Below are 14,303 nucleotides of genomic sequence, written 5' to 3' on the forward strand. Positions count from 1 at the left end.
CCGTACACGCCGGAGGGGGCGCCCGCCGGAAAGCGGGCGCCCCCTCGGGGACATCACCGGGCCGCCATGGCCCGTCGAACCACGGGGCCGGTTCAGCCCATGAACTTCTTGAACTCGTCCGGCAGCTCGAAGTTCTGGTCGTCCTGCGCGGGCAGACCGAAGGCGCCGCCCTGTGCCGCCTGCTCGCGACGGGCCGCCGCGGCCTGCTCCTCGGCCTTGCGCTTCATCGGGTTGCCGCTCTTGCGCTTGCCCTTGGCCTGCTTGACCTGCTTCTTCTGCCGGCCGGGACCACCGCCCATGCCCGGCATCCCGGGCATCCCCGGCATGCCGCCGCCCTGGGCCATCTTCGACATCATCTTGCGGGCGTCGAAGAACCGCTCCACCAGGTTCTTCACCGCGCTGACCTCGACACCGGAACCCTTGGCGATACGGGCCCGGCGCGAGCCGTTGATGATCGTCGGCTCGGCGCGCTCCTTCGGGGTCATCGACTTGATGATCGCGGCGGTGCGGTCCACGTCGCGCTCGTCGATGTTGTTGATCTGGTCCTTGATCTGCCCCATGCCGGGCAGCATGCCGAGCAGCTTGGAGATGGAGCCCATCTTCCTGACCTGCTCCATCTGGGCCAGGAAGTCGTCGAGCGTGAAGTCCTTGCCCTTGCTGGACGCCAGCTTGGAGGCCATTTTGGCGGCCTCTTCCTGGCTGAAGGTCTTCTCCGCCTGCTCGATCAGGGTGAGCAGGTCACCCATGTCGAGGATGCGGGACGCCATGCGGTCGGGGTGGAAGGCGTCGAAGTCCTCGAGCTTCTCACCGTTCGACGCGAACATGATCTGCTTGCCCGTGACATGGGCGATCGACAGGGCCGCACCACCGCGGGCGTCACCGTCGAGCTTGGAGAGCACCACGCCGTCGAAGCCGACGCCGTCGCGGAAGGCCTCGGCGGTGTTGACCGCGTCCTGGCCGATCATCGCGTCGACGACGAAGAGGATCTCGTCGGGGCTGACGGCGTCGCGGATGTCCGCGGCCTGCTGCATCAGCTCCTGGTCGATACCGAGACGGCCGGCGGTGTCGACGATCACGACGTCGAACTGCTTGGTGCGGGCGTACTCGATCGAATCCTTGGCGACCTGGACCGGGTCACCGACCCCGTTGCCCGGCTCGGGCGCGTACACCGCGACACCGGCACGGTCGGCGACGACGCTCAGCTGGTTGACGGCGTTGGGGCGCTGGAGGTCACAGGCGACGAGCAGCGGGGAGTGGCCCTGGCCCTTGAGCCAGAGGCCGAGCTTTCCGGCGAGGGTCGTCTTACCGGCACCCTGGAGACCGGCGAGCATGATCACGGTGGGCGCGGTCTTGGCGAACCGCAGCCGCCGGGTCTCGCCGCCGAGGATGCCCACGAGCTCCTCGTTGACGATCTTGACGACCTGCTGGGCGGGGTTCAGCGCCTGGGAGACCTCGACGCCGCGCGCCCGCTCCTTGACGTTGGCGATGAAGGCGCGGACGACGGGCAGCGCGACATCCGCTTCGAGCAGGGCGATACGGATCTCGCGAGCCGTGGCGTCGATGTCCGCCTCGGACAAGCGGCCCTTGCCCCTGAGGTTCTTGAAAGTCGCGGCAAGGCGGTCGGAGAGAGTATCGAACACGGCGCTCGTCGGTCCTCAGGGTCGGGGGCAAAGTGGATTCGGTACCCCAGGGTATCCGGCTCGGAAGAAACGATGACCCCTGCCCGGGAAATCCCGGGCGCAGTTCACGTCGCGTGCTTTCCGCGTCACGCCCGCAGCGCGGTCTCCACCGCGTTCGCCACCGCGAGCGCCCGCTCCTCGGGCAGCGGCTTCCCGTCGGTGTCCGTGACGTAGAAGGCGTCCACCGCGTTCGCCCCCAGGGTCGACACATGCGCGCTGCGCACCCGTACCCCGCTCTGTTCCAGCGCCCGGCCGATCCGGTGCAGCAGTCCCGGGGCGTCCTGGGCCCGCACCTCGATCACCGTGGCCAGCCGGGAGCCGGCCGCCGCGACGGTGACCCTCGGCGGCGGCGCCTTCACCCCGCGGCGGCGCGGGTAGGCGGCCTCGCGTTCGGCGAGCCGGGCCCGGATGTCCAGGGAGCCGTCCAGGGCGCGTACGAGGTCGGCGCGCAGCCGGGTGGCCTGTGGCAGCGAGCCGTACTCGGCCGCGACCCGCCAGCTGAGCAGCAGCAGGTCCGCGGGCTCGCCCAGCTCGGTGGGGAGTTCCACGGCGCGCAGGTCGGCGGCGCGCACGGTGAGGCGGTGCAGGGCGAGGACGCCTGCCGCGGCGGGCAGCACGCCCGGCCGGTCCGGCAGGGCGATGTGGAGCTCGACACCGACGGGTTCGGGTGCGCCGTCCTCGTCCGGGGCCTCGGCCTGGGCGCGCAGGGCGAGAACGGGTCCGCCGGTGCGCAGGGCCTCGACGGCGAGGCGCTCCTGTTCGGCACCGGGCGCGGCAGGTTCCGGCTCCTGCGGGGCCTGGCCGGCGAGCACGGCGGCGACGCGCCCCACGAGGTCGGCGACGAGGGAGGCGCGCCAGGCGGACCAGGCGGCGGGCCCGGTGGCGAGGGCGTCGGCCTCGGTGAGCGCGTGCAGGAGCTCCAGGGTGGTGGCGCTCCTGACGGCGGCGGCGACGGAGCGGACGGTCGCCGGGTCGTCGAGGTCGCGCCGGGTGGCGGTCTCGACGAGCAGCAGGTGGTGGCGTACGAGGGTGGCGACGACGCCCACGTCGTGCTGGTCGAAGCCGATCCGGGCTGCCATGTCCCGGGCGATGACCTCACCGGCCGCGGAGTGGTCGCCGGGCCAGCCCTTGCCGATGTCGTGCAGCAGGGCTGCGACGAGGAGGAGGTCGGGGCGGTGGACGCGGCGGGTGAGGAAGGAGGCGCGGACGGCCGTCTCGACGAGGTGGCGGTCGACGGTCCAGGTGTGGACGGGGTTGCGCTGGGGGCGGCAGTGGACTCGTTCCCAGTCCGGGAGCAGGCGGGTGATGAGCCCTTCGGCTTCGAGCGCCTCCCAGACCGGGACGGTGGCCTCGCCCGCGCCGAGCAGGGTGACGAGTTCCTCGCGGGCCTCGGCGGGCCAGGGCACCGGCAGCGGGTGCGCGGCGGTGGCGAGCCGGCGTACGACGTGGCGGGAGAGCGGGAGCTCGGACTGGGCGGCCGCGGCGGCTGCGCGCAGCACGAGCACCGGGTCGCGCTCGGGGCGGGCGCTGCGGGCGAGGACGACTTCGCCGTCGGCCTCGACGACGCCCTCGGCGAGCGGGGTGCGCTCCGGGGCGGCCGCCCTGCCGCCGCCCAGCATGGCGCGCAGCCGGGGGCGCACGGACCGGGCGCGCAGGACGCGGTTGACCTCGCGCCAGGTGACGTCGGTGGCGTACGAGATGGTGCGGGCGGCCTCGTAGACCTGGCGGAGCAGGGCGTCCGCGTCGAGCAGGCCGAGCTCGCCGGCGACCTGGTCCTGTTCCTGGAGGGCGAGGCGGTCGGTGGCGCGGCCGGTGGTGAGGTGGAGGGCGTCACGGGCGTCGAGGAGGACGCGGCGGGCTTCGGCGAGCCCTTCGCGGGGCGCGTCGGCGACCCAGGACGCGGCGACGGCGCGCAGGGCGGTGGCGTCCCGCAGTCCGCCGCGGGCCTCCTTGAGGTCGGGTTCGAGGAGAAATTGGAGCTCGCCCTGACGTTCGGCCCGTTCGCGGCAGAGCTCGTCGAGTGCGGGGAGGCGTTTGGGCGCCTGGTTGCGCCAGTCGGCGAGGATCGCGGTGCGCATCGCGGCGACGAGTCCGAGGTCCCCGGCGACGGGCCGGGCGTCGAGCAGTCCGAGCTGGACCTTGAGGTCCTCGCCGGCCGTCCTGCGGGCCTCGGCGGGGGTGCGTACGGAGTGGTCGAGGGCGAGGCCGAGGTCCCAGACGGGGTACCAGACGCGGTCGGCGAGGGCGGCGACGGCCGCGGGGTCGGCGTTCCCGTCGTGCAGGAGCAGCAGGTCGAGGTCGCTGCGCGGGGAGAGTTCGCCGCGTCCGTAGCCGCCGACGGCGACGAGGGCGGCGCCGTGGACGCCCGCCTGTCCGGCGGCGGCGGTGAACAGCGCGGTGAGCCAGTCGTCGGTGAGCGCCGCGAGGGCCGCACGGCGCGGCGGCCCGGAGCGCGCCTCCTCCTGGAGGAGGCGCAGCCGGGCCGCCGCGTAGCCGCCGGGCTCCGGGGCTGCGGATTCGGTGGTCGTTCCGGTGCGCGTCACCCGGCTGCCTTTCGTTCGGGGGCGTCGGTCAGAGTGCGTCCGGGCCGCGTTCGCCCGTCCGTACCCGGACCGCGGTGTCGACCGGCACGCTCCAGACCTTGCCGTCACCGATCTTGCCGGTCCGGGCGGCCTTCACGACGATGTCGATGAGCTCTTCGGAGTCCTCGTCCTCGACCAGGACCTCGATACGGATCTTGGGTACGAGGTCGACGGTGTACTCGGCGCCCCGGTAGACCTCGGTGTGGCCGCGCTGGCGTCCGTATCCGCTGGCTTCCGTGACCGTGAGGCCCTGGACGCCGAAGGCCTGGAGGGCCTCCTTGATCTCGTCCAGCCGGTGTGGCTTCACGACTGCGGTGATGAGCTTCATGCGTCCACCTTCTTCGTCTTCGCTGCTGCCGTGCTGCCCGGGGCGGAGCTCGTGGTGCGTGGGGCCGCACCGCCGCCCGCTCCGCTGAAGTCGTACGCGGTCTCGGCGTGTTCGCCCTGGTCGATGCCGGAGATCTCGTCGTCCTCGGTGACCCGCATCCCGATCGTCCGGTCCAGGAGGAAGGCCAGGACCGCGGAGACGACGAGAGAGTACGCGAGGACGGCGAAGACGCCGACGGCCTGCTTGCCGAGCTGTTCGGGGCCGCCGCCGTAGAAGAGGCCCTTGGCCTCGGACTGGACGCCGCCGGTGGCGAAGAGGCCGACGAGGAGTGAACCGGCGACACCGCCGACGAGGTGGACGCCGACCACGTCCAGGGAGTCGTCGTAGCCGAACCGGTACTTCAGGCCGACGGCCATGGCGCAGAGCACACCGGCGATCGCACCGACCGCGATGGCGCCGAGCGGGCTGACCGCGCCGCCGGACGGGGTGATGGCGACGAGTCCCGCGACCGCGCCGGAGGCCGCGCCGAGGGTGGTGAAGGAGCCGTGGCGGAGCTTCTCGTAGCCGAGCCAGGCGAGCATCGCGGCGGCGGTGGCGACCTGGGTGTTGACGAACATCACCGCGCCGACGCCGTCGTCGTTGCCGAGCCACGAGCCGGCGTTGAAGCCGAACCAGCCGAACCAGAGCAGACCGGCGCCGAGCATGACGAGCGGCAGGCTGTGCGGCCGCATCGGGTCCTTCTTGAAGCCGACGCGCCTGCCGATGACGAGGATCACGCCGAGCGCCGCGGCACCGGCGTTGATGTGGACGGCCGTACCGCCCGCGAAGTCGATGACCCCCATCTCGTACAGCCAGCCGCCCGCGCCCCAGACCCAGTGGGCGACGGGGAAGTAGACGACGGTGACCCAGAGCGTGATGAACAGGGCCCAGGAGGTGAACTTGACCCGGTCGGCCAGGGCGCCGCTGATCAGTGCCGGGGTGATGACGGCGAACATCAGCTGGAAGACGGCGAAGACGTAGACGGGGATCGTGTAGCCGTCCCAGAGCTGGGTGATGCCGATCCCGCTGAGGCCGAGGTAGTCCGAGCTCCAGCCGACGACGGAGCCGATGTCGGTGCCGAAGGCGACGCTGAATCCGTAGAGCACCCACAGGATCGTGACGATCCCGAGGCTGATGAAGCTCATCATCAGCATGTTGAGGGTGCTCTTGACGCGGACCATGCCTCCGTAGAAGAAGGCCAGGGCCGGCGTCATGAGCATCACCAGGGCGGAGCAGATGAGCATGAACCCGGTGTTGGCGGCAGACAGTGTCGGGGTGTCTGCGGCAAGCGTCGTGATGCCTGGGGGCATCGGCGTCTCCTCGTCGTCGGTGCGGCCGCGTGCGGGCGATCGGTAGCGGCACCACGTGCGGGACCACTGGGGAAAAGGTGCGGGCCGGTTATGGCCATGAGATTCGCCCAGCGCGGTTTCCGCCGATGCCGCACGGTGTTTCACGGCAGTGACGAAGAGGTCCGGTGTGTTACGTCGCCATGAACCGGCGGTGGCGCGACCGGCGCCGGGCCTGCCCTGCGGCCATGGCCGCATACGGTGCGCTGACGACTCTTCCGTACGGGCACGGCAATGCGAACCGGCCACGCCGACCACCCGCTGACCTGGCAATTGGGGGAGCCGAAGTCGGTCTGTGCGGGGTGGTCGCCGTGGCCGGGGCCGGGGGTGCTGCTCAGACCGCTTCCGCGGTCTCCGGCAGCTGCTCGGTGAGGAGATCGGTGAGCCTGGCGACATCGGGGATGTCCCCGAAGTCCCTGGCGGCGGTGTCGACGGTCTTGCGGAGCCGGGTGTTGACGCGCTCGGAGCGGATCCTCCTGGCGACACGCAGGGCCTGCTCGGCCAGGACCGTGGACTGTTCGGGCTCGCGCTTGAGGAGGTGGACGGTGGCGAGGCCGATCAGGTTGAGCGCGTACGACCGCTGGTGCTCGTCGTCCTCGCCGAAGAGCTGGACGGCCTTCTCCATCAGGGGCTCGGCGAGCGTGGCGTACGTGGGGCTGCGGCCCGCCACGTAGGCGAGGTCGCGGTAGGAGTGGGAGTTCTCGCCGTTGAGCTCGGCCTCCGAGAAGAAGCGGATCCAGTCGGGCTCGGGCTCGCCGTCGATCCCCACGTCGAGGAAGGTGTCCTCGGCCATCCGGACGGCTCGTTTGCACTTGCTGGGCTGGCCCATGTTGGCGTACGCGCGCGCCTCCATCGCGTACAGCATGGCCTGGGTGCGCGGGGTGGCGCAGTCCCGGCTGCCGTACTGCGCGAGGTGGATCAGTTCGAGGGCGTCGTCGGGCCGTCCGAGGTGGATCATCTGGCGGCTCATGCTGGACAGGATGTACGAGCCCAGCGGTTTGTCACCGGCCTCCTTGGAGGCGTGGAGCGCGAGGACGAAGTACTTCTGCGCGGTGGGCTGGAGGCCGACGTCGTAGCTCATCCAGCCGGCCAGCTCGGCCAGCTCGGCGGCGCACCGGAAGAGCCGCTTGGCGGTGGCCTCCGGCTGCGGCTCCTGGAGCAGGTCGGTGACCTCGTGGAGCTGTCCGACGACGGCCTTGCGGCGCAGTCCGCCGCCGCACTGCGCGTCCCACTGGCGGAACATCGCGGTGGTGGACTCCAGCAGATCGAGCTCGGGGCCGGAGAGCCTGGAGGGGCGGTGGGGCGCGGTCGGCGGTTCCGGTTGCGCGAAGCCGGCGGTGGAGACGGGCACCAGCCAGCGCTGCATCGGCTCGATGAGTGCGGGTCCGGCGGCCAGGGCGAGCGAGGAGCCGAGGAATCCCCGGCGGGCGAGCATCAGGTCGCTGCGGGAGAACTCGCTGAGCAGTGCGACGGTCTGCGGGCCGGCCCAGGGCAGGTCGACACCGGCCACGGACGGCGACTGGTGTGCGGAGCGCAGTCCGAGGTCCTCGATCGCGACGACGGCGCCGAAGCGCTCCGAGAAGAGCTCGGAGAGGATGCGCGGGATCGGCTCGCGCGGCTGCTCGCCATCGAGCCAGCGCCGCACCCGGGACGTGTCGGTGCTGATGTGGTGGGCACCCATCTGGCGCGCCCGGCGGTTCACCTGGCGCGCGAGCTCGCCCTTCGACCAGCCGCTTCGCACGAACCATGAGCTCAATTGCCCGTTGGGGCGCTTGCCGGCATTCGAATCGCCTGCGCCGCTGCCACTCACTGGAACGCCCCCATCCCGCTGAATACCTGTCGCGCGAACCATTACCAGAATGCCCTGAGCCGATGCCGCCCATGCGGAGGGTGCGCACCATCGAACAGGAAATCGGGTTGCCTCCGGCATACCCATGGGCGCACATACTTCCATGGTTCGTGTACCGACGGTAATCCTACGATCACCCCCGGGCGAGGGCGATTAGGGAAACGCCACCATTCGCCACCCCTTCGAATGAACGCCACCACCGTCGGGCGCGATTCACTTGACACACGGCGATCAACAGGGGCGCAGTGATGCGCATCGGGGCGTGCGGTCAATGTCGCACAACCCCAAATGCCACCGGCGTACTCCGGATCGACGGCGACGGCGGAGCGTCACCACTCCGCCCCTCGTCGTAACCACCGGCGAGTCGGACCCGTTGGAGGGGGCATGGGCTTCACGATCGGCGGCATCCGCGAGATGCGCACCGGCTCACGGCGCCGCGGCCGGGCGGCCGGATGCACGGCAGTGGCCGAGTACACGGGACTGTGGGGCTGGGCCGTCGCGCCGGGAGCGCGGGCCGCGGCCGGCCGCTGCTCGTGCGGGGAGGCGGACTGCCCCTCCCCCGGCGCCCATCCGCTGGACTTTGCCCCCGAGGTCCCCGCGGGCGCCACGCTCGACGCGGCGGCCGACGCGTGGGCGCAGGTGCCGGGTGCCTCGATGCTGCTGCCGGTGGGCCGCGCCTTCGACGTCCTCGATGTCGCCGAAGCGGCCGGGCGCCGGGCCCTGGTGCGGATGGAGCGGATGGGGCTGCCGCTCGGTCCGGTCGCGGTGACCCCGGCCGGACGGGCGCAGTTCTTCGTGGCCCCGGGCGCCGCCGCCGAGCTCCCGCAGCTGCTGTACCGGATGGGCTGGGACGACGCGGGGCTGGATCTGCGGGCGCTGGGGCCCGGCTGCCACATCACCGCCCCGCCGTCCGACGAGGGCGGCCTCGGCCCGGTCCGGTGGCTGCGCCCGCCGGTGCTGGACACGGCGGCCGCGCCGCCGCAGGCGCGGCTGCTGCTGGGCACGCTGGCGTACAGCTGCCATCGCGCGCCGCTGTGCGGCTGAGCACGCCGACGCCCGCACCCGTCCCGTAACGCCGAAGAGCCCGGCCGCAGCTGCATCATGCGGTCGGGCTCTTCGGGTGCGGCGCGAGGCGTCAGTCGCCGATCAGGGCGTCCACGAACGCCTCCGGCTCGAACGGGGCCAGGTCGTCCGGCCCCTCGCCGAGACCGACCAGCTTCACCGGTACGCCCAGCTCGCGCTGGACGGCGATGACGATGCCGCCCTTGGCGGTGCCGTCCAGCTTGGTGAGCACGATGCCGGTGATGTCCACGACCTCGGCGAACACCCGGGCCTGCACCAGACCGTTCTGTCCGGTCGTGGCGTCGAGGACGAGCAGGATCTCGTCGAGCGGTCCGTGCTTCTCGACGACCCGCTTGACCTTGCCGAGCTCGTCCATCAGCCCGGTCTTGGTGTGCAGCCGTCCGGCGGTGTCGATGAGGACCACATCGGCACCCTCGGCGATGCCTTCCTTCACCGCGTCGAAGGCGATCGACGCGGGGTCGCCGCCCTCGGGTCCGCGCACGGTGCGGGCACCGACGCGCTCGCCCCAGGTCTGGAGCTGGTCGGCGGCGGCCGCCCGGAAGGTGTCGGCCGCGCCGAGCACGACGCTGCGGCCGTCGGCGACGAGCACCCGGGCCAGCTTGCCGGTGGTGGTGGTCTTGCCGGTTCCGTTGACGCCGACGACCATCACGACGCCGGGGGTGTCGAGGCCGCTCTCCGTCTTGACCGCACGGTCGAAGTCGGTGCCGAGCAGGTTCAGGAGCTCCTCGCGCAGCAGCGCGCGCAGCCCTTCGGGGGTACGGGTGCCGAGCACGCGGACGCGCTCGCGGAGCCGCTCCACCAGTTCCTGGGTGGGCGCGACGCCGACGTCGGCGGTGAGGAGGGTGTCCTCGATCTCCTCCCAGGTGTCCTCGTCGAGGTTGTCGCGGGACAGGAGCGTGAGCAGCCCCTTGCCGAGGGAGTTCTGCGAGCGGGCGAGCCGGGCGCGCAGCCGTACCAGACGGCCGGCGGTGGGCTCGGGCACTTCGAGGGCGGGGGCGGCGGGCGCCTCCGGCTCGACGGCCTCGGGGGCCTCGGGGGCCTCCTCGGCGGGAGCCCCGGCCTCGGGGGGGCCGACCTCCTCGATGGTGCGGCGCGGTTCCTCGCGCGGCGTCTCGGCTTCCTCGCCGACATGGGGCTCGGCGGGAGGAGTGATGGTCGGCGTGCTCGACGGTGCCGGGGGCAGCTGCTTCTTCTTGCGGCTGCTGACCACGAGCCCGCTGATCACGCCGACCGCGACCAGGGCGATGACTACAGCAAGGATGACGAATTCCATAACCCACCCAGTATCAGTCACGTCCGCCCGAGGAAACCGCCCCGAAGGATCACCCGAGTATCCCCTTGACCGTTATGCACCTTTTGGCGGTAAAGGTACGATCCTGCCCGTGGAGACCCGTGGCCTGGAGCCCGTCCCCGACAACGAACGCACCGGCCGGGTCCGGACCCTCTTCCCCACCTGGGTCGGCGCGAACCTGACCGTGCTCCTCCTCACCGTAGGCGCGGGGCTCGTCGTCTTCAACGGGCTGAATCTCTGGCAGGTGCTGGCGGTGGCGGTCATCGCCCCGGTGATCGGCTTCGGGCTGGTCGGCCTGGTCTCGATCGCGGGCAGGCGGGGCGGGGCGCCCGGCATGGCGCTCTCCCGGGCCGTTTTCGGACAGCGCGGCAATCTGCTGCCCGGCGCGCTGACCTGGGTCGCCCGCTGGGGCTGGGAGACCGTGAACGCGGTCACCGGCACCTACGCGGTACTCGCCGTACTGAATCTGCTCTTCGGCATCACGGGCAGCCACCGCCTGACCCTGGTGGCCCTGCTCGCCTTCGTGGGATGCAGCTGGCTGGTGTCGGGGCTGGGCATGGGGGCGCTGCGGGTGTGCTGCACCTGGTCGGCGTATCTCTTCGGCGGCGTCAGCGTGCTCGCACTGGTCCATCTGATCGACGCGACCGACTGGCGGGACGTGCTGGGCAGGCCCGCCGGACCGACGGCGATGATGATCGCCGGGGTCGGCACCCTGGCGGCGGGCGGTATCAGCTGGGCCCCGTCGGGCCCCGACTTCGCCCGCTACCTGCCGCACACGGCGTCCGGCCGGGCGATGATCGGGGCGACCGTGGGCGGCGCCGGGGTCGTATATCTACCGATGGTGCTGATGGGGGCCGTGATGGCGGTCGCCGAGCCGGGGCTGGCCGTCGCCCGCGACCCGGTCGCATTCGTCGGCCCCCTGCTGCCCGACTGGCTCTCGGTGCCGTATCTGCTCCTCGTCGTGGCCGGCATGGTGCTGATCAACGCAATGTCGTTGTATTCGGCCGGTTTCACCGCGCAGACGCTGGGATTCCCGATCCCCCGCACCTGGGCGGTCGGCGTGAATGCCGCCATCAGTCTTTTCCTGGGCGCGTCACTGATGCTCGCGGCCACGGGTTTCCTGGATTCCTTCATCTCCTTTCTGACGCTCCTCGCCGTGACGTTCTCCGCATGGATCGGGGTCTTCGGCGTGGATCTGCTGCGGGGCCGTGCATACGATCCGGTGGCACTCCTGGACACCTCGCCGACCAGCGCCTACTGGTACACGGGAGGCTTCGCCGTGCCGGCCGTGGCCGCGTGGGCCGCGGGTCTGGCGACGGGCCTGCTCTTCACCGGCGTGCGGTGGTTCACCGGACCGCTCGCCACCACCTGGATCGGGCGCCAGGGGCTGGGCTGGGCGGCCACGATCGCCGTCTCCGCCGCTCTGTACGCGGTCCTGCCGCGTTCCGCCGGACGGGCCCGGGAGGACGGCGGCGAGAGCGGCGACAGCACACCCCTACACTTCTGACGCTGCGTCAGCTACTGTCCCGGCTCGCCGAGTCCGCCCGACGATGGGGACAAGTCTCATGGCCTTCACTGTGGTCCGGTTCAATCTCGTCGATCCCGATGCCACCCCCGAGTCGCTCTCGGCCCGCTACCGCGCCGCGCTGGAGATGGCCGCGTACGCCGACGAGCACGGCGTCGACACCGTGCAGACCGAGGAGCACCACGGCGCCGCCAACTCCTGGCTGCCCTCCCCCTTCGTCTTCGCGGGCTCCGTCTTCGGCACCACCCGCCGGATCGCGGTCACCGTCTCGGCGATCATCGGCCCGCTGCACGACCCGCTGCGGCTGGCCGAGGACATCGCGGTCCTGGACCTGCTGAGCGCCGGCCGGCTGGTGACGGTGGCGGGGATCGGCTACCGGCCCGAGGAGTACGAACAGGCGGGCGTCGAGTGGGGCAGGCGTGGCAGGCTCCAGGACGAACTCCTGGAGACGCTGCTGCAGGCATGGACCGGCGAGCCGTTCCCGTACCGGGGCCGTACGGTCCGCGTCACGCCGCGTCCGTACACCCGGCCGCACCCGCTGCTGCTGGTGGGCGGCAGTTCGCGGGCGGCGGCGCGGCGGGCGGCCCGGTTCGGGCTGCCGTTCTTCCCGAGCGCGCATCTGCCGGAGCTGGAGGCGTACTACCAGGAGCGGCGGGCCGAGTTCGGGACCGACGGCTTCTGTATGATGCCCGCCGCCGAGACACCGCTGCTGCATGTGTCGGTGGACCCGGACCGGACCTGGGCGGAGTACGGCGAGCACTTCCTGCACGAGGCGCGCACGTACGCCTCCTGGCAGTCCAAGGACATCCGCTCCGCCGTACGTTCGGCGGCGACGACGGTGACGGAGCTGCGGGCCGAGGGGGTCTACCGGGTCCTCACCCCGGACGAGTGCGCCGCGGCGGTCACGGAGCTGGACAGCCTGGTGCTGCATCCGCTGTGCGGCGGGATGCCGGTCGAGGAGGGGTGGCGCAGCCTGCGGCTGTTCTGCGAGGCGGTCGCACCGGACGCGCGACCCTAGGCATGCGTGCCGGACGCCGCACGGCAGACGGCAGTTCGACGACAGGCCCTAGCCCATCTCCTCCAGCGCCTTGCCCTTGGTCTCCTTCACGAACTTGAGCACGAAGGGGATCGAGAGCGTGGCGAAGCACGCGTAGATGATGTACGTGCCCGACAGGTTCCAGTCGGACAGGCTCGGGAAGCTCGCGGTGATCGCCCAGTTGGCGATCCACTGCGCGGAGGCGGCGACGCCGAGCGCGGCGGCGCGGATCTTGTTGGGGAACATCTCGCCGAGGAAGACCCAGACGACGACACCCCACGACAGGGCGAAGAAGAGCACGAACACATGGGCCGCGACGAGTGCCACGACGCCCTGGGTGCTGGGCAGTTTGCCGTCGACCAGGTCCGCGGAGAAGGCCCAGGCCTCGAAGGCGAGGGCGATGGCCATACCGGTGGAGCCCGCCAGCGCGAGCGGCCGGCGGCCCACCCGGTCCACCAGGACCATCGCGATGACGGTACCGATGATGTTGATGATGGACGTGGTGAACGACCAGAAGAACGAGGCGGTCGGGTCGATGCCGACGGACTGCCAGAGCGTCGCCGAGTAGTAGAACGCCACGTTGATGCCGACGAGTTGCTGGAAGACCGACAGACCGATACCGACCCAGACGATCGGCAGGAAGCCGAAGCGGCTGCCGAGCAGGTCCGCGAACCTGGACTTGTGCTCGCGGTGCATGGCGGTCTCGATCTCGGCCACCCGGGCATCGAGGTCGATGCCCTTGCCCTCGACCTCCTCCAGGATCTTCCTGGCCCGGTCCTTCTTGCCGATCGAGATCAAAAACCGCGGCGACTCGGGGATCGCGAAGGACAGGAGCCCGTACAGGAGGGCCGGGACGACCATCACGCCGAGCATCCACTGCCAGGCTTCGAGGCCGCCGATCTTGCCGCGCTGGTCGCCGTCGGCGAGCTGCAGGATGCCGTAGTTGACCAGCTGGGAGATGGCGATGCCGATGACGATCGCCGCCTGCTGGAAGGAGCCGAGCCGGCCGCGGTAGGCGGGCGGCGAGACCTCCGCGATGTACGCCGGGCCGATCACCGAGGCCATCCCGATGGCGAAGCCGCCGACGATGCGCCACATCGCCAGGTCCCAGAGCGCGAACGGGAGCGCGGAGCCGACGGCACTGATCGTGAAGAGCACGGAGGCGATCTGCATGCAGCGGATACGGCCGATGCGGTCGGCGATGCGCCCCGCGGTGGCCGCGCCGATCGCACAGCCGATCAGGGCGATGGCGATGACCTGGGCGAGCGTTCCCGAGCCGATGTCGTAGCGGCTGCGGATCGCCTCGACGGCGCCGTTGATGACCGAACTGTCGTAACCGAACAGGAAGCCGCCCATGGCGGCGGCCGCGGTGATGAAGATGACATGGCCGAGGTGGTCCGGGTGGGCCGCTCGGGCTCCGGACGGCGGTCCCTGCGAGGTGCTGGTCACATGAACTCCTGATGCCTGGCCGCGTCGTCAGGTGTGGGGGGCGAACTCTTCCAAGTGGCGCATAACTTCTCCACTGCCACCACTTGAAGGCAAAAA

At 71.3% G+C, this 14,303-nt stretch carries 10 protein-coding genes; 3 read left to right on the top strand and 7 right to left on the bottom strand.

Translation table 11 applies throughout. The features are described from left to right. Nucleotides 1-92: 92 nt before the first annotated feature. From ffh to OG520_RS11170, 5 genes are all read right to left on the bottom strand, one after another. Nucleotides 93-1,640, bottom strand: a complete 1,548-nt coding sequence (gene ffh / locus OG520_RS11150) for a signal recognition particle protein (protein WP_399333141.1) — start codon at nucleotides 1,638-1,640, stop codon at nucleotides 93-95. Between the two features lie 125 nt (nucleotides 1,641-1,765). Next, complete coding sequence (locus OG520_RS11155) at nucleotides 1,766-4,222, bottom strand: [protein-PII] uridylyltransferase (RefSeq protein WP_406013069.1); 2,457 nt, start codon at nucleotides 4,220-4,222, stop codon at nucleotides 1,766-1,768. 28 nt (nucleotides 4,223-4,250) lie between these two features. Next, nucleotides 4,251-4,589: a P-II family nitrogen regulator gene (locus OG520_RS11160; RefSeq protein ID WP_266427193.1), complete on the bottom strand. Its 339-nt coding sequence runs from the start codon at nucleotides 4,587-4,589 to the stop codon at nucleotides 4,251-4,253. Further along, the gene (locus OG520_RS11165; protein ID WP_406013070.1) at nucleotides 4,586-5,938 is read right to left on the bottom strand and encodes an ammonium transporter; all 1,353 of its coding nucleotides are present in this window, start codon (nucleotides 5,936-5,938) and stop codon (nucleotides 4,586-4,588) included. The genes OG520_RS11160 and OG520_RS11165 overlap by 4 nt, the downstream gene beginning before the upstream one ends. 370 nt (nucleotides 5,939-6,308) lie before the next feature. Further along, the gene (locus OG520_RS11170) at nucleotides 6,309-7,784 is read right to left on the bottom strand and encodes a hypothetical protein (protein WP_406013071.1); all 1,476 of its coding nucleotides are present in this window, start codon (nucleotides 7,782-7,784) and stop codon (nucleotides 6,309-6,311) included. Between the two features lie 423 nt (nucleotides 7,785-8,207). On the opposite strand from OG520_RS11170, the gene OG520_RS11175 reads away from it, so the two are divergent. After that, on the top strand, nucleotides 8,208-8,867 hold the full coding sequence (locus OG520_RS11175) for a bifunctional DNA primase/polymerase (RefSeq protein ID WP_389983074.1): 660 nt from the start codon (nucleotides 8,208-8,210) through the stop codon (nucleotides 8,865-8,867). 91 nt (nucleotides 8,868-8,958) lie between these two features. Here OG520_RS11175 and ftsY read toward each other — a convergent pair whose 3' ends face one another. Next, nucleotides 8,959-10,179, bottom strand: coding sequence for a signal recognition particle-docking protein FtsY (ftsY, locus tag OG520_RS11180; protein ID WP_406013072.1), 1,221 nt, complete (start codon nucleotides 10,177-10,179; stop codon nucleotides 8,959-8,961). Nucleotides 10,180-10,288: 109 nt separating this feature from the next. Between ftsY and OG520_RS11185 the strand changes: the two genes are divergently transcribed. Next, complete coding sequence (locus OG520_RS11185; RefSeq protein ID WP_406013073.1) at nucleotides 10,289-11,704, top strand: purine-cytosine permease family protein; 1,416 nt, start codon at nucleotides 10,289-10,291, stop codon at nucleotides 11,702-11,704. Nucleotides 11,705-11,762: 58 nt separating this feature from the next. Beyond that, complete coding sequence (locus OG520_RS11190; RefSeq protein ID WP_406013074.1) at nucleotides 11,763-12,740, top strand: LLM class flavin-dependent oxidoreductase; 978 nt, start codon at nucleotides 11,763-11,765, stop codon at nucleotides 12,738-12,740. 48 nt (nucleotides 12,741-12,788) lie between these two features. Here OG520_RS11190 and OG520_RS11195 read toward each other — a convergent pair whose 3' ends face one another. Then, the gene (locus tag OG520_RS11195; protein WP_406013075.1) at nucleotides 12,789-14,207 is read right to left on the bottom strand and encodes a sugar porter family MFS transporter; all 1,419 of its coding nucleotides are present in this window, start codon (nucleotides 14,205-14,207) and stop codon (nucleotides 12,789-12,791) included. Between the last annotated feature and the right edge of the window lie 96 nt (nucleotides 14,208-14,303).

It is taken from the genome of Streptomyces sp. NBC_00984 (assembly GCF_045162475.1).
In the GTDB taxonomy this organism is placed as follows: Bacteria; Actinomycetota; Actinomycetes; order Streptomycetales; family Streptomycetaceae; genus Streptomyces.

Coding starts and splice junctions, on each gene's coding strand:
- OG520_RS11160 (WP_266427193.1), bottom strand. CDS start 4,589: ATGAAGCTCATCACCGCAGTCGTGAAGCCACACCGGCTGGACGAGATC.
- OG520_RS11165 (WP_406013070.1), bottom strand. CDS start 5,938: ATGCCCCCAGGCATCACGACGCTTGCCGCAGACACCCCGACACTGTCT.
- OG520_RS11175 (WP_389983074.1), top strand. CDS start 8,208: ATGGGCTTCACGATCGGCGGCATCCGCGAGATGCGCACCGGCTCACGG.
- ftsY (WP_406013072.1), bottom strand. CDS start 10,179: ATGGAATTCGTCATCCTTGCTGTAGTCATCGCCCTGGTCGCGGTCGGC.
- OG520_RS11190 (WP_406013074.1), top strand. CDS start 11,763: ATGGCCTTCACTGTGGTCCGGTTCAATCTCGTCGATCCCGATGCCACC.